The organism is Commensalibacter nepenthis (genome assembly GCF_029953305.1).
Classification (GTDB): Bacteria; Pseudomonadota; Alphaproteobacteria; order Acetobacterales; family Acetobacteraceae; genus Commensalibacter; species Commensalibacter nepenthis.
The window spans coordinates 292,620-309,700 of sequence record NZ_JASBAN010000001.1 but is presented as its reverse complement, the minus strand read 5'-3'; the positions used below and the strand labels follow the sequence as shown (position 1 = coordinate 309,700).

Annotated in this window: 10 protein-coding genes; 9 read left to right on the top strand and 1 reads right to left on the bottom strand. The window is 36.5% G+C overall.

The annotated features are described in order from the left end of the window. Window positions 1-3 precede the first annotated feature (3 nt). Window positions 4-399, top strand: coding sequence for a dihydroneopterin aldolase (folB, locus tag QJV33_RS01355; RefSeq protein WP_281461630.1), 396 nt, complete (start codon window positions 4-6; stop codon window positions 397-399). Between the two features lie 681 nt (window positions 400-1,080). Here the strand turns inward: folB and QJV33_RS01350 are convergent. Further along, entirely contained in the window at window positions 1,081-1,404 is a 324-nt protein-coding gene (locus QJV33_RS01350) for an FYDLN acid domain-containing protein (RefSeq protein ID WP_281461629.1), read from the bottom strand. Window positions 1,405-1,562: 158 nt separating this feature from the next. Here QJV33_RS01350 and aroA point away from each other — a divergent pair, with 158 nt between their 5' ends. The 8 genes from aroA to QJV33_RS01310 all read left to right on the top strand — a co-directional run bounded on the left by aroA (window position 1,563) and on the right by QJV33_RS01310 (window position 17,007). Then, on the top strand, window positions 1,563-2,906 hold the full coding sequence (aroA, locus tag QJV33_RS01345) for a 3-phosphoshikimate 1-carboxyvinyltransferase (RefSeq protein WP_281461628.1): 1,344 nt from the start codon (window positions 1,563-1,565) through the stop codon (window positions 2,904-2,906). After that, window positions 2,903-3,535: a (d)CMP kinase gene (cmk, locus tag QJV33_RS01340; protein WP_281461627.1), complete on the top strand. Its 633-nt coding sequence runs from the start codon at window positions 2,903-2,905 to the stop codon at window positions 3,533-3,535. Before aroA ends, cmk begins: the two co-directional genes overlap by 4 nt. A gap of 779 nt (window positions 3,536-4,314) precedes the next feature. Then, window positions 4,315-6,039, top strand: a complete 1,725-nt coding sequence (gene rpsA / locus QJV33_RS01335; protein ID WP_281461626.1) for a 30S ribosomal protein S1 — start codon at window positions 4,315-4,317, stop codon at window positions 6,037-6,039. A 233-nt stretch (window positions 6,040-6,272) separates the two neighbouring features. Further along, window positions 6,273-9,638, top strand: coding sequence for a glycosyltransferase (locus tag QJV33_RS01330; protein WP_281461625.1), 3,366 nt, complete (start codon window positions 6,273-6,275; stop codon window positions 9,636-9,638). 90 nt (window positions 9,639-9,728) lie between these two features. After that, window positions 9,729-14,990, top strand: a complete 5,262-nt coding sequence (locus QJV33_RS01325; protein ID WP_281461624.1) for a glycosyltransferase — start codon at window positions 9,729-9,731, stop codon at window positions 14,988-14,990. A 156-nt stretch (window positions 14,991-15,146) separates the two neighbouring features. Beyond that, a complete protein-coding gene (locus QJV33_RS01320) occupies window positions 15,147-16,115 on the top strand; it encodes a CgeB family protein (protein ID WP_281463362.1) in 969 nt (322 codons plus the stop codon). A gap of 129 nt (window positions 16,116-16,244) precedes the next feature. After that, a complete protein-coding gene (locus QJV33_RS01315) occupies window positions 16,245-16,769 on the top strand; it encodes a GNAT family N-acetyltransferase (protein ID WP_281461623.1) in 525 nt (174 codons plus the stop codon). Next, window positions 16,762-17,007, top strand: a complete 246-nt coding sequence (locus QJV33_RS01310; protein ID WP_281461622.1) for a hypothetical protein — start codon at window positions 16,762-16,764, stop codon at window positions 17,005-17,007. The genes QJV33_RS01315 and QJV33_RS01310 overlap by 8 nt, the downstream gene beginning before the upstream one ends. Window positions 17,008-17,081 lie beyond the last annotated feature (74 nt).

The window sequence follows — 17,081 nt, the reverse complement described above, 5'->3', positions numbered from 1 at the left end:
GAAATGAGCTTTTTTCCTGCATGGTCAAACAGACCACCATTAAGACGTATTTTTATTAAGAATTTGATTTTACAAGCTCGAATTGGCGTTTACGATTTTGAACAAGAAACAACCCAACGATTACAGATAAATATCTCTGTGGGAGTTACAGAGGATAAAGGGATCGGTATTGACGATCTCGCTCGGACTGTATCCTATGAAGATATTACCAATCAAGTGAAGACAATCGTTAGCCATACCCATTTTCATTTGGTTGAAACTTTGGCGGAAACAATCATTGAAACAATTTTAGAGGATAAACGTATTCATGTGGCGCGAGTTACACTTGAAAAGCTAGATATCATTCCTGAAGCTCAAGGGGTTGGTGTAGAGATTGAGCGTTGGAGTAAAGAAGTATAAGTTTTTATTAGCTTAAATTTATACCATAGAATAATGTATTCTACGAATTTTTAAGAAATACTTGCAGTGTCGGAATTCGTTCCTGTTCTGGCAGATTGAGTGACACTGGTGGTCCATTTATTGATGGCGTCGTCCTCAGGGTATGTTAATTAAAAATATCACCATATTTAACCGCAATAAAATTGATCATATTGTAAACACATTTATTAACTCATAATATTGCTAAATGGCATTATTTAGAGGGTCCTTCATTCAGCTGGACGAATGGAGATGCCTCTTTGCCATTAGGTGATTATTGTAAAGAAAATAACTGTATATTGATATTAGAGATCGTCTCTGCTGGACCGTATTTTATAGAAGAGGAAGGGGACATCAAACTGACAGTTTAGTATATAGACCATCTACATTTCATAAAAGTGATTTTGTTATTTAGATGCTTGTCTCAAGTATTTTGTAAAAACTTTGTCCTGTATTGTCGTGATATCAATGACAGGCTCTGTTTGAATTTGTCACCCAGCCCTTTATAATGATCTTGTTTTTTAAAGATTAAATATGAAAGCAGTTTTGCAAGTAAAACAGGTGTGGGTAAATATCGTCGTGAATTAACTGATTAGTTGATAGCAAGATTGAATGAGGTCTGAAAATTGCAAGACCTCATAAAAGCTATTTTTTTTAAAACAACTAAGAATCGTCGTCTCTGCCATCATCTTTGATAACTTCGATTTCAGATCCGATGGTGTCTACATCATCTTCTAGATCAGAAGTATCTTCGATGACATCATCGACATCGGTGCCATCTGTATCCAAATCATCAGTATCGATTACAGTATCCAAATCTTTATCACTCAGTGTATCATTATCTTCTTCGGGTGGGCGACCACGAGGTAACTCGATCGGTTGTTCTGTGCTGCATTTGGGGCATACAGGTGGCATTTTGTTAAGATCATAAAAACGAGTTCCACATGAACAACATACTCGTTTAATACCCAACTCTAATTTAACCATTGATTTATTCTACCTCTAACCAATAAAATATACATAGGCGACATGCCAGTTTATAAGGCTTATGTCAAACTTTAAAATGACAATTTCAATATTTCTGATAAAAGTTTTATGACCCGTAGTGAATTATTTAGCAATAATTTATTTTAGAAAGTAAAGATATGACCAATTCTTCTGTAATAAAACCGCTTATTGTTTCTTTTTTGCCAACACCCTTGAATGGCAAAATAAATGTGCCTGGTGATAAATCCATCAGCCATCGCGCATTGATGTTTGCAGCCCTTGCAACAGGGGAAAGTCATATCACGGGTTTGCTGGAGGGCGAAGATGTGATGCAAACAGCCGCAGCGATGCAGGCGTTGGGTGCACAGCCAAAGCGGATTGCTGAAGGGGAATGGCATGTTGTTGGCAAAGGGATTGGTCAATTAACAGAGCCTGAAGATGTTTTGAATATGGGAAATTCGGGGACTTCTGCACGTTTATTGAGTGGGATTTTGGCAAGTCATGGTTTTTTAAGTATTATGACAGGCGATGGCAGCCTTCGTAAAAGACCAATGAAACGTGTTACGGTTCCTTTGTCAGAAACAGGTGCAAAATTTGCTACGCGTGATGGCGGAAAGCTACCAATGGCAATTATTGGAACGGATCATGCCAAACCTGTAACCTATCGTTTACCTGTTGCCTCGGCACAAGTAAAATCCTCTATTTTGTTAGCAGGCTTGAACGCCCACGGCGTGACCTGTGTAGAAGAACCTGTAGCTACACGCGATCACACAGAAAATATGTTGCGTCATTTTGGGGTAAAGATTGATGTTGAAGATTTACCAGAGGGTGGAAAGAAAATAAGCCTTAAAGGACCAGTAACATTACAAGGTAAAGATATTAATGTGCCTGGTGATCCTTCTTCTGCAACCTTTATGTTGGTTGCTGCGGCAATGATTAAAGGGTCAGAGATTTGTATTGAAAATGTGGGATTAAATCCATTACGCACAGGGGCTTTTGACGTGTTAAAATGGATGGGGGCAGACCTTAAAATACTGAATGAACGTATTGAAGGGGGTGAACCTGTTGGGGATTTGGTGATTAAAGCAGGGGCTTTAAAAGCGGTTGACGTGCCAGCTGCACATGCGCCATCTATGATTGATGAATATCCGATTTTATCAATTGCTGCTGCTTATGCAACGGGTGTAACGCGTTTCAGAGGATTAGAAGAATTAAGAGTCAAAGAAAGTGATCGTTTCACCAGTATTGTTGAGATGCTACGTGGAAATGGCGTGCAAGTCGATATTGACGGTGATGATTTAATCATTCACGGCACCGCAGGTAATATTCCTGGTGGTGGAGTGGTGGTAACGCATATGGATCATCGTTTAGCGATGAGTGCTTCTATTTTAGGTTTGGTCGCTCAAAAGTCGGTTAACGTTGATGATATTACTTTTATTCGCACCAGCTTTCCAAATTACTTTCCATTAATGAATGTGTTGGGGGCAAAGTTTGACCTATGAGTAACAATCTAATTATTGCGATTGATGGATTTTCTGGTGTAGGTAAGGGAACGTTAGCCAAAGCTTTGGCTGATAAATTATCGCTTCCTTATCTGGATACAGGGTTATTATATCGTGCCGTAGGCAGGAAAATGCTCGATGCTGGCTTATCAGTTAAAAGTAATGAGGTTGTTCAGATTGCAGAGCAATTAACGCAACAAGATTGGAATCGTAACGATTTGCGAACGCCAGAAGTAGATAAAGTTGCCAGTCAAGTGGCTGCACAACCTAAGGTTAGGGCGGCTTTGCTAGATATGCAACGTCATTTTGCCACGCAACAAGGTGTGGTTATGGATGGTCGTGATATTGGTACTGTAATTTTCCCTAATGCGAATGTAAAATTATTTGTAATTGCTTCACCTAGAGTGCGGGCAGAACGACGTTGGTTACAATATACAGCCAACCCCAATGATCCCGTCAAGGAAGAACAAATCAAGCAGATCGAGCTCGAATTGACACAACGTGATGAGGCAGATGCTTCTCGTGCCGTTGCACCATTACGCCCAGCAGAAGATGCGCACATTATTGATACAGATTATTTGAGTGCGAATGAAGTTTTAGTACGGGCGTTAGAAATTATTCAGCGTTAGATTTATAATGTTTAATAGCAAAAGCAGGGAAAGATGAAAATAATTGGTTTATTGGGTGGGGTGAGTTGGGAATCAACTGTCACTTATTATCAACTTATTAATTGAAAGATTAAAGAAAAGCCTAGTGGGTTACATTCTGCTAAAATTTTCTTATATAGCGTTGATTTCAGTGAGCTTGAGCAATGAAAACCCGCTTTTAATTCAGCAACAAGATACAAAAGCGCTACTTTATGATACGATATTTTGCTTTAAAAGCATTCAACAATCAATAAAATATTCGTTACTTGAATAAGGAAGATCACTATTTAAAAATTTAGGTTTATTTGTATAAATCTGATTGGTAATTTTAGAAAAATTAAGATTTTTTTGAATTAAGGATAGGGCGTTAATCTATGATGGTTTGATACTATTTTTCTGGTAGTGATTTTTCAAATTTTTATCAAATTAAGTTGCTTTTTATCATGAAAAGAAAAAAAATAATTTATCATCCCAATGGCTTTAATCAATTTTGAAGATTCTTTTAACTGTATTCACATTATGTTTGATCAAATTTTTTGAATTATTTAATAAGAAATGATTGAATTACTTATATAATTCCTATATAATCCCCGCTAATATTTTTAGGAAATATTATTTTTTAATCATTTGTTTTTCAAGAATGCTTGAAGAAAAGTCGTATATTTATTTTTATATGGATAAAATAAAGGCGCGCAAATTTTAAAGTCTATATAAAACAAGGATTTATTCCTTGTAAAGATGACTAGGATTACAGGTAGCACATGGCTGAAGCCACACAAAATCACCAAGATCATTTTGCTGGTGAAGATTTCGCAACCCTTCTTGAAGAAAGCTTGGGTCAAGATATTGGGTTCGAAGGTTCCGTTGTAACAGGAAGAATCGTTCGTTTAACCGATGATTATGCAATTGTTGACGTTGGTTTAAAAAGCGAAGGACGTGTTCCTTTAAAAGAATTTGCACCTGTTGGTGCAAAGCCAGAAATTAAACCTGGCGATATGGTGGAATTATATATTGAACGTTACGAAGATCGTGACGGTTTAATTCTGCTTTCACGCGAAAAAGCACGTCGTGAAGAAGCATGGTCTGCTCTTGAAAAAGCTTTCGAAAGCAATCAACGTATTAACGGAACAATTTTTGGTCGTGTTAAAGGCGGATTTACTGTTGATTTGGGTGGCGCAATGGCGTTCTTACCTGGATCTCAAGTTGATATTCGTCCAGTTCGCGACATTAACCCAATGATCGGTGTTGCTCAGCCTTTCCAAATCTTGAAAATGGATCGTGCTCGTGGAAATATTGTTGTGTCTCGTCGTGCAGTTCTTGAAGAAACACGTGCAGAACAACGCAGCGAATTAATCCAAGGTCTTGCAGAAGGCATGATCCTTGACGGTGTTGTTAAAAACATTACTGATTATGGTGCATTCGTTGATCTTGGCGGTGTTGATGGTCTGTTGCATGTGACCGATATTGCTTGGAAACGTGTGAACCATCCTTCAGAAGCATTGCAAATTGGTCAACCTGTTCGCGTTCAAGTAATTCGTTTCAACTCTGAAACACATCGTATTTCATTGGGTATGAAACAACTTGAAGCAGATCCTTGGGAAAATGTTGCAAACAAATATCCTTCAGGCTCTCGTTTCACAGGTCGTGTTACCAATATCACCGATTACGGTGCATTTGTTGAGCTAGAAGCTGGCGTTGAAGGGCTTGTTCATATTTCTGAAATGTCATGGACAAAGAAAAACGTACATCCTGGTAAAATCGTTTCTACTTCTCAAGAAGTTGACGTGGTTGTATTGGACGTTGACAGTTCAAAACGTCGTATTTCATTAGGCTTGAAACAAGTTCAACCTAACCCTTGGGAACAATTTGCTGAAACACACAAAGTTGGTTCAGAAATTGAAGGCGAAATCCGTAATATTACAGAATTCGGTTTGTTTATTGGTTTGTCTGCGGATATTGATGGTATGGTTCACATGTCAGATTTATCTTGGGATGAAGCTGGTGAAGCAGCAATGGCCAACTATAAAAAAGGCGATGTTGTAAAAGCTAAAGTTCTTGATGTTGATGTTGAAAAAGAACGTATTTCATTGGGAATCAAACAACTTCAAGCTGATCCTGCTGCTGATGCGTTAGCAAGTGTTACCAAAGGTAGTATTGTTACTTGTACGGTTACAGGTATTCAAGCAAATGGTGTTGATGTCAGTGTGAATGATGTTCTTGTTGGCTTCATCCGCCGCACAGAACTGTCCCGTGACAAAGCAGAGCAACGTCCAGAACGTTTCTCTGTTGGTGAACGCATTGATGCAAAGGTCGTTACTGTTGACAAAGCAGCTCGACGTTTGACTTTAACCATTAAAGGTCGTGAAGTTGAAGAAGACAAGCAAGCAATCTCTGATTATGGTTCTGCAGATAGTGGAGCCTCTTTAGGGGATATTCTGGGAGCAGCTATTCGTCGTCGTAATGAAAATGATACAGACGTAGAATAAATATTTCTCCTTAAGAAATAAGTAAATTAAAAGCTAAGTACGTATAAATTACTTAGCTTTTTTTTATGATTGAGATCGATTAAACTATTCATTAATTTAATAGTAAGTAGCTATTGACTATTTTATTTATCAAGATATTTATGAAGTAATAATTAATTAACAATTGAGCGCGTAACTTCTGTTTTTAACGATCGTTACGTTTTGAAATATCAACTGGGTGATAAAGATTAATCATGGCCGTTATTTACAACACAAACTATACACATAATTCAAATTCCTATTTGACGCTTGCGGTTGCACGAGCAGCAAAAGAACTTTGGGGAGATGAAAATGTTGTTGTCGCTGATAATATGAATTTATTATCAATTGCAGCCACACACGAACATGACGTTTTGATTTGTATTGATGGTCAGCGTACTGATTTTGAATTAATCAAACGGTTAAGACCTTGTTTTAAGACGATGATATTTTGGGCATTCGAAGACCCATTTATGTTGGATTTTAATGTTCATGTAACCTCTAACTTTGACTATGTATTTACTAATGATCCGAGCTGTATTGATGCCTATCAAGTCGAGGCTTATTATTTGCCATTAGCTGGTAGTAAGTCTATTCATTATAGAGCCGTTAAAAATACACAAGACCTTGATTATGATATTTTCTTTGCTGGGACGATGTGGCCTAATCGTGTGGAGGTTTTGCGTCGTTTGCTAATTGCTTTCCCAGAAGCTCGTTTTAAATTAATATGTCCAGGTAATGAGTATTTGCCTCCTTTACCAAAGGATTTAATCAAACGTATTATTCCAAGACCCGTCAGCATTGAATCTTTTATTGATTTCGCAAATGCCAGCCAAGTGACGCTGACGATGTTTCGTAATTATGCAAGCCATGGTGATGTAGGGCAAGCGACAGCTCCTGGACCAAGATTATATGAATTGGGTTTGGCGGGAACTGCACAAGTCGTTGAGCTGCCATTTGAGATGGATGAAAAATATCTTAAAGAATTAGATGGCGTTTCCATTGCACGGAATACAGATGAAGTAATAGAAGCTATTGCCAATATCTTAAATGAAAAAGAATTAAGAAAAAAACTAGCAACAGAGACACAAAAAGCTGTTTTAAACAAACATTTATATAAAGATCGTTTGAGTGAAATTGCCAAGATTACTCAGGCAGATTTTCAAAAGAAGCAAAAGCAAGAAATATTGCCTGAAAAGCCACGTCGTCAAGCGAAATTACGTGTTTTATTTGTAACGCATTCTACGGTGCATGAGCATGTCTGGGGTGGTATTGAAGTTTACCAACAAATCTTGTCTACCAGTCTAGTCAAAGATGTTGAGTTTTTTTATTGGTTGCGTCGACGTGGTGCTTGTTACCTTACAGATGTGAATGGTAAGGAAATTGAACGGTTTGATATGCCTGATGTGGGTTGGTTGGATTCAATGAATGATGCTGGCGAAGAAACCGCATTTTCAAGTGTTGTCAATCAATATAGTTTTGATATCGTTCATATTCAGCATTTAGGGCATCATACATTATCCATACCCATTATTGCAAAAGCATGTGGGGTTGGGGTTGTTTTCTCTTATCACGACTTTTTGGCAGTTTGTTCTCATTATAATTTACTGAATTATGAACAACGTTATTGTGAAATTGATAAAAAGAATATCGGTGCTTGTGATATTTGTTTGAAAACTTCCGAAAAGTTAGAATTCGGTGTGCAGCAGACAAGACGTGCCTTTGTTGCCAAAATTATGAAAAATGTTGACGTTTGTTTATTTGGAACAAAACATTCTTATGAATTGGCGTTGAAGATTTATCCTGTTTTAGAAACTAAGAAAAACTATGTTATGGGTATTCCTTCACCTGATACGTCCATTCCATTGAAACAGAAGAAATATGAACCTTTAAACGGTCGAAAACTCAAAGTAGCAACGGTTGGGAATTTTATTCGTTCAAAGGGTGCAGATACAATTTTGTCCATTCTGCAATCGGCTAATCCTGATCTTTACGAGTTTCATATATTTGGATATATGCAACCAGATTATGAAAATGTTTTAAAGGAAATGAAAAGAGACAATGTGATATTGCACGGAGCCTATGGATTAGGTGAAGTTGCGGCATTACAGGTTGCGGATGTGGCAATGACTTTGTCTATATGGCCCGAAACATATTGTATTTCTTTATCAGAAGCATGGCAAAATGGATTAATTCCAATTGTGACTGATGTCGGGGCATTAGGCGATCGTGTAAAAGACGGTGTGAATGGATTTAAAGTTGAGATTGGTGCTGTGAATACGGTGATTGATCGTCTTGAACTGATCCGTTCAGATGAAATGCTGCGCAAACAAATTATGGATAATATTACCCCTGAATTATGGGTAACAGCGGCTGATTATTCAAAAGAATTATTAAAAGTTTATGAGGATGTTGTTCCATATGATAAATTAGGTGTCAGTAATTTAAAATGGGATATTGGTCGTTTACATTATTTGCCACATGCATCATGGAAAGATCAGGCACCGCCTCGTCATATTTTCGACCCACCAACAGGCAATGATTTACATGTTGAGTTGCCACAGACTGTTGATGATTGGGCAGTTGTTCAAGGAGCAAATTATTATTTAGATGATATTTGTTATCATATACTGAATATTGACGATAATAAAAAGTTCAAGCCTGCACATGAGTTCCATATTCGTGGTTGGTTTATCTCTCCTGGATTATCCAATGCGGGCTCTTTATATACTGTTTTAATTCATGCAGATAGTGATTTGACAATATTCTTAGAATGTCAACGTGAAAACCGTGCCGATGTGGCTGAAAGCTTTGCCAATGCACCTATTCGTAATGGTTTTGCTGGACAGGCTGCTTTAAGAGGAAAATGGTGTGAAGGTCGCTTTAGAATTGGTTTGATTAATATTGTCAATGGTTCTGCTGCGTTCCAATTGACAACCAATGAAATTGAGGTTGAAGAAGGACAAGTTCAGAAAATTCATACGGTTTTACATAGCAATCAAGTTATTTTAGATGATTTTAGTCGTATTATTGAAAAAGATGGTTTAATTCGTGGAATCAAGCTGGATAGTTTTGTAGAGAAAAATATTCTTGCCCAACGTTTTGGAGAGTTGGAATATTGTATTGAACATTTCACCGGGTTTATTCAAGAGGAGGGTACAGTTGAAAATGATACTGTTACAGCTGATAAAACGATCTTGAAAATCGCTGGCTGGGCATTTAATCGCAATAATTTAATGGCTGGTCGGATGTATATTGTATTTGTGAACGATCAATCAGAAGATTGCTTTATTGTTGGTACATCACGACTTATGCGCCATGAAACTTCAGATATTTTTCAGTCGGCACCGTTAAATAATGGTTTTATTGCTGATATTCGTTTGAAGCAGGGATGTTTTAAACAGTTTAATGGACATTATCATGTGTATTTAGTTAACATCGTAAACAATGAATATCAAATTGCCAATACGGGTATTCTTGTAAATATCGTTAATAATGCTATTGAAGAGGTGAAAGATAGCGTTTTAACTGAGGATATTATGGAGAAAAATATTCGAATAATCGATGATAAATTTAAATAACTTGTTTATCGTTTTTTGAATAAAATAGGTATTAATCTGGTTTATTATTTAATAAACCAGATTGTTTTTATAGTATAGTTGATTGATAACATGGTAAAAAAAGATATTTTGGCTCCAAAATGGGAAAAATTTGACAATGAGTGGTATCGTAAACGTTATGCTTCCATTCTCCCTATAATTGAGGATATTTATGCTGGAGATGTTTACTTATACTATCAAGAAAAAGGAAGAAAAGTAGGGCATTCACCCAATCCATATTTTGATGAAAAATGGTATTTAAATACATATCCTACTATTGCCGAAGCTGTTCAATCAAATCAATTTCTGTCTGGTTTTGATCATTATTGTCGTGAGGGATATAAGGATCATTCACCTCACTGGTTGTTTACAGAAGAATATTATCAACAACAATATAATGAATTGACCAATCATTTTGCTGGTTATAAAAATGGTTATGATCACTATTTAAATGAAGGCGATCAAAAGTTATATTCTGGAAGCCTTTTCTTTAATCCTCATCTTTATTCGTTGCAGCAAGATAATTATGAGCCAATATCCTCAACTGGTGGGGTTTATCAGTTTTTTTTGAAAAACATGACTGATAATGCTGGCGAAATAAGGCTTTCTTGGTTCTTTGATGAAAAATGGTATTTAAATACATATCCAGAGGTTCAAAATTCGATTAAATGTTTTGAATTCTCTTGCGGATTACATCATTATTTATCAAACTCAACACCTTTTAATTATTCCCCTTTGGCTGACTTTTCGGAAACATTTTATTGTGAACATTATAGCGATGTTGCTGCCTCTGTTGGTGTTGGTCAACCTCTAAGAAATGGATATATGCATTTTATTTTGTATGGTTGTCAAGAAAAGCGAAAGCCAAATGAGACTTTGGATTTAGAGCAGTTTGGATTACAAGAGGAAGTCATCAACGCTGTATCGTCTCATATGTTTCATAATATTTTTGAATATTGGGTTGCAAAAGAAGATCACGTACTATTTGATCGTTATTGTAATGAACTAAAGGTAAATATTACCGATTTTAGAGACGCTCAATCACCTGCAATAAAAGAAGAAATCAATATTGTTCCTGAAAATAATCTTCAGGCGACACCAGAATCAGTTGCACAGAGAAATGTATCTGAAGAAGTAACGCATGTTCAAGGTAACGATTCTGTTCAAAAAGTAGTAGAGGAACCAACCATTAATGAGGATGAAGATTTTCCAGTTCTGACGGTAGAGGAAGATCAATCCCTATTTACAGTGGAACCTCAGAAAGAAGATATTAAATTTGCGGAATATCAAAAAACCTCTGACACTGAGAAAAAAGAGCAATCCCCCCCTTTTTTATCTGTGACGGATTCTAAAAAAGAGCCTCGTCCCATTGCTACGTCGAATGTTGGTAAGGCTTTTTGGAAAGATTTTGATGAGGAATGGTATGTTCGCAAATATAGTAATGTCACATCCGAGATGAAAGCCTTGGAGGTTGATAATGTTGAAGAATATTATCACTCTTTTGGATGTTACAAAGGGCATTCTCCTAATCCATATTTTGATGAACAATGGTATCTTAAAAATTATCCAGAAGTTCAAAACCAAATCGAACAGCAACAATATATTTCTGGTTTTGAACATTATTGTCATTTGGGATATCAAACATATTCACCGCATTGGTTATTTTCCGAGGCGTATTATCGCCAAAAATTGACACATTTGACAGATGAAACCCTGGCAAGAAATGGTTTTGCAAATGGCTACGATCATTATTTGCGTGCGGGCGATAAAGAGGGAATTAGTGGAAGTGTATTTTTTGACCCTGCTTTTTTCGTGGGTCATTACAATTTTCCAATACAATCGGGATTGGGTGCTTATTCCCACTATTTAAAGTATATCGATACGATCAGCGGTTTAACCAGAACATCTTGGTATTTTGATCCAGATTGGTATATGCAACAATATCCTGATGTACAGGTATCAATTGACGATGGTTGTTTTATTAACCCATTACATCATTATTTAACGAATGATGATCCAGAAAATTATTCACCTTTGCTTTGGTTTGATGAAAAATTTTACAATAATGAGTATTCTGACTTATTTAAAGAATTAGGATCAGAAGAAAATTACAGAAATGGGTATGCACATTTTATCGATAGAGGGATTGATTTATTATTACAGCCTTCGTTACCGATTAATTTAGACCTATATTCTTTTAAAAAAGAGGTCAAACGAGATATCAATAATGGCGTGTATCCGAATGTTTATGTTCATTGGCTAGCCAGTCATGCAGATATTTATAATGTCGCAGACTTGCAAGAGGATGATGCCGAAAATTATATGCATATCAGCGACATTCTCGTAGATGAAAAATCATATCAAGGTGCCATATGGGCACAATTTGATGAGAAGTGGTATTTGATGGTTTACCCTGATGTGCCACAAAAGATGGAGATTTGTGGCATTGATAATGTTCAAGAATATTACGAACAAATTGGTGGTTTTTTGGGGCACTCGCCTAATCCATATTTTGACGAACAATGGTATCTTTATGAATATGGGTTTGTAAAAAAAGATATTAAAAGAGGAAAGTTTAAAGCTGGTTTCGATCATTATTGTCGTATAGGGCATAAAAAATGCCAACCGCACTGGTTGTTTTCCTCTGATTATTACTTGTATCATAATCCCGAGTTTTCTTATGAAATTAATGCGTCTTCTGAGTATGTAAATGCTTATGACCATTATTTAAAAAAGGGGGATGCGTTACGTAAAACAGGATCACTCTATTTTGATCCGTTAGTTTATGAGCGTCATTGTTACGAAGCGGGTGATGTGGAAAAAACTTTTTTCCCATTTCGTAATTACTTGCTAAATATGAGTAAAGCTGATCTTAGGGCAACGGTTTCGTTGTATTTTGATTCAAGATGGTATTTAGATCGATATCCCGAAGTTCTAGTTGAAATAAAGGCGGGGAAATATACGAGTGCTTTACAGCATTATTTTATGAATCCAACACCAACTTTATTTGAACCTTTACCATGGTTTTCTGAGCAATTTTATGTAGAAGAATATCCTGATTTAGCAGGTGTAATTTCAACAAGCAAACGCAGTAAATTCCGTAACGGTTATGAACATTTTCTGTTACATGGCTCGTTGGAATGCAGGAATCCTCATCCAGATGTCAATCTAAGAAAATATTATCTGTCTGGCTCTGTGCGTGATGATATTGAAAATGGGTTTTACAGGGATGCTTTTGGGCATTGGGTCTTTGATAAACGTCTAGAAGCATGGATCGATCATCTTCCAGAAGATTCTCATTATCGGTTAAGCAATAAAACTGTTCAGTCTAGGGAATATTTTCGGAAAAAAGCACATTTTATGTTGCCTACGGTAGCGCATCAAAAGTTGGACTTTTCTTATGAGGGAAAACCTGACATCAGTGTCATTATGTTGGTTAAAAATAATCTGGCTGTGACATTGACCGCGTTGGCTTCTTTGCGTGCGAATTATAAGGGCAAGATTCAGCTGCTTATTGGCGACAATAATTCAACAGATGATACGCGTTTTATACAAAATTGTTTGATAGGTGCTCATTTAACCAAATTTGCCTATAATTTTGGTTATGGTAGAGCCTGTAATTACTTGATTGAGCAAGTCAAAGCACCGATTACAGTTTTCTTGAATAATGATATTTACTTATATCCTGGTGCGATTGATATTTTATGTAAGCACTTGGTTTCGAAAAATAATATCGCAGCTGTTGGGGGGAAAATTATTCATCCTGATGGTAATTTACAAGAAGCGGGCTCTATTATCTGGCGAGATGGGACAACAATTGGCTATTTACGGGGGGATGATCCGTCAATTCCTGAGGCGAATTTTGTTCGTGATGTCGACTATTGCTCTACTGCGATGATGGCGATTAAGACGTCTATATTGTTACAATTAGAAGGGTTTTCGCCTATTTATTATCCAGCATATTTCGAGGATACTGATTTATGTGTAAGGATACTTAAAGCAGGATACCGTGTTGTTTATCATCCTGATGCTGTTGTGGAACATATGGAATATGCTTCCAGTGATCCTATTGTATCAAGTGGTTTGACACGTCGTAACCATCAGAAATTTGTAAAAGCTCATGCTGATTTTTTATGTTTTCAACATCCAAGGCATTCTGATAACGTTGTTATTGCTCGTGAACGGATAGGGAACAGCAAGCGTATTCTATTTATAGAGGATAGAGTTCCCCTGCGCAGTTTAGGTTCAGGATATGTGCGCTCAAATGACATTATTCGCCAAATGGCAAATTTGGGGTACAGTGTAACGGTGTATCCAATTAACAATCAATATCCTCATTTGTTCCAAATCTATTCTGATTTACCTGAAACAGTTGAAGTGCTTTATGATAAAACGATTGATGATATATCTGAATTCTTTTTCAAACGTGCTGGCTATTATGACGCCATTTGGATTGGGCGCACCCATAATTTACAGCGTATTTTGCCAATGATGGGCGAGGCCAATCGTTATATTCCTCATGATTGTTTGATTTTAGATACCGAAGTTATCGCAACACCAAGAACATTACTGCGTCAAGATGTCTTGGGTCTTAACAAGGGTGAAGAGGATACATTAGAGGTTGGTTTGGAACGTGAACTTTCTTGTGCAAGACATTGTCAGATAATGGTCACGGTGAATAAAATTGATGCCAATTATGCAAAGGCAACGGGCTTTGATCAAGTGTCAGTTTTAGGGCATATGGTAAATGTCCGACCAACTCCAAAAAAATGGGAAGACCGAGCTGGGTTATTGTTTGTGGGTGCTTTGCATGATTCTCTATCGCCGAATTTTGATAGTTTGGAATGGTTCTTGAGTGAAATTTTCCCCATTGTTATAAAAAAAATGGGTCACGACTTTACTTTCACCATTGCTGGATATGTGCATCCATCAGTTGATATGTCGGTATTTGCAAAATATCCTCAGGTTAAATTATTAGGCGCTGTAGAGAATTTAACTTATTTATACAATGACCATCGTGTTTGTATCGCGCCAACACGTTTTGCTGGTGGGATACCCTATAAGTTACATGAGGCAGCATCTTTTGGTATTCCAATTGTGGCAACTGAATTATTGGTTGGTCAATTGGGTTGGACAGACGATACAGATATTTTGGCAGCATCAATCTACAATCCAGAATTTTTTGCATCACAAATTGTTCGGCTTTATCAAGAGGAAAAATTATGGAATACACTGCGTCATAATGCATTGTCACGTATTGATAAAGAATGTAATGAACAGCAATTTAGAGACAATCTTCAACAAATTTTAACACAAGTAATTTCTCACCAATAGGGAACGGGCAAAATGGCAGTAAGAACAACCCCAAAAAAGGCTTCGACAAAAGCATCGAATGCTACTGAAGCATCTAAAAAGAAAACAACTAAAAATCTAACCAATGCTGATACAACACCCAAAAATGTCGCTGTGACCAAGGTTATCAGTGAAAAAATGAGTGGAAAAGTATTGGTTTGCAGTGGCGGAAGATATGAATCCCAAGCAAATGCGCAAATTCGTGAAGCCATCATGTCTGGTTGGGAAAGTGTCTTTGGTAAAGGAAATGTAATTTCAACAAATATCGCGGGTGCTTCTGCAGCAATTGATTATATCAAACCTAAAATCGTATTCTCTATTGGTTCTTATTTACCAGAAAGCACTTATTTTGGTGAAGTTTGTCAAAAAGCCAAAGCTGTTGGTGCAATAACGATTTTCTGGGCAACAGAAGATCCTTATGAACAAGATGCCAATTATCGTGTTGTTGATGATTTTGATGTGATTTTCTCGTGTGATCGTTGGGGGACTAATTTTTACGAGCATCCACATGCACATTTCTTGCCTTTAGCTGCATGTGAGAAATTACATTACCGACCTCTCGATGAAACGCTTGAAAAAAACATTGATGTGATGTTCTGTGGCGTTGCATTCGGTAGCCGTAAAGATGTAATGCGCAGTATTAAACCTGCTTTAGCTGATTTGAATATTAAAATTGTTGGTCCAGGTTGGGGTGAGTTCGGAATTGGGTTTTCAGATGCACGTATCGAAAAAGCTCAGTTGATTGAATTATATCAACGTTCTAAAATTGTATTAAATTTGGGTCGTAGTTTGCATTTTGAAAATAAACGCTTTATTATTATGCCTTCTAATCCTGGTCCCAGAACGTTTGAGGTTGCTGCTGCGGGTGCAATGCAGTTATTTCATGAAGACAATTATGCAATTCATGATTTTTATGAACGTGATGAGTTACCAGTGTTTTCAACCTGTTATGATTTCCAACAAATATTGGATAAATACTTAAATAATCCAGAATTAATCCTTGAAACAGCTAGAAAAGCACAAGCCAGAACTTTAAAAGACCATACCTATTCTAAACGCATTGAAACGGTATTATCGATTGTAAAACAGGATGGTTTTTTAGATTAATTTTTAATCATTAAAGTTAAAAAAAAGCATGCTGTATAAGTAGCATGCTTTTTTTTTGTATGTCTTTTGAAATATTATACGTTGCAGTTATTCTATGTACAATATTCATTTCAAAGGTAAGTTCACAAAATGATAATCGAACACGTAGCCATTACACAAGTGCATGTTTTGCAATCTATTGCTCAAAAAAGTTTCTTTGATACTTTTTATATGGTGAATAGCAAGGAAGATATGGATGATTACTTGCAAAATAATTTATCAGTAGAACGGTTGAGTTCAGAGCTAAATAATCCTTTTTCACAATTTTATATGGTCAAGATAGAAGAGGAGTATGTGGGATATATCAAATTAAATTTTGGTATGGCTCAAAATGAGTTTAAAGAAGATCATGCAATAGAAATAGAGCGGTTATATATCCTGCACGAATATCATGGGCAAAAGATAGGGCAGGCGTTATTTTCACATGCAATGTCGATTGCAGCATCAAAAAAGGTGGATTATGTGTGGCTTGGTGTTTGGGAACATAATCATAAAGCGATTGCATTTTATCAAAAAAACGGTTTTGTTGCTTTCAGTAAGCATCCGTTTATACTAGGGCAAGATGAGCAAGTTGATATTTTAATGAAAAAGAAAATAAAAAATCAAAATGGTTAAGTTGTTTAAACCCTCTTTGAACTTTGAAAATTTAATAGCATGCGCAGAACGATTAGAAAGTCTGTTAAATGAATATAAACAAGAAGATGTTTTTCTGAGAACATTTTATGAAATATTAGAACCATTATTCAAACAGATTTACAAAAAACAATTAAATGTAGAAATTGACGCTCCTCTTATTGATGGAATTATCAGTTGTGCTGGGTATCAAATAAGTGATTCTGGTTTAGACATTTAATATCCTGATCTAAGCACACTTTATTCTGATTTTTACTGGGAAGTTCAAGGGTTAGGTAACCATCCAGACAGAAA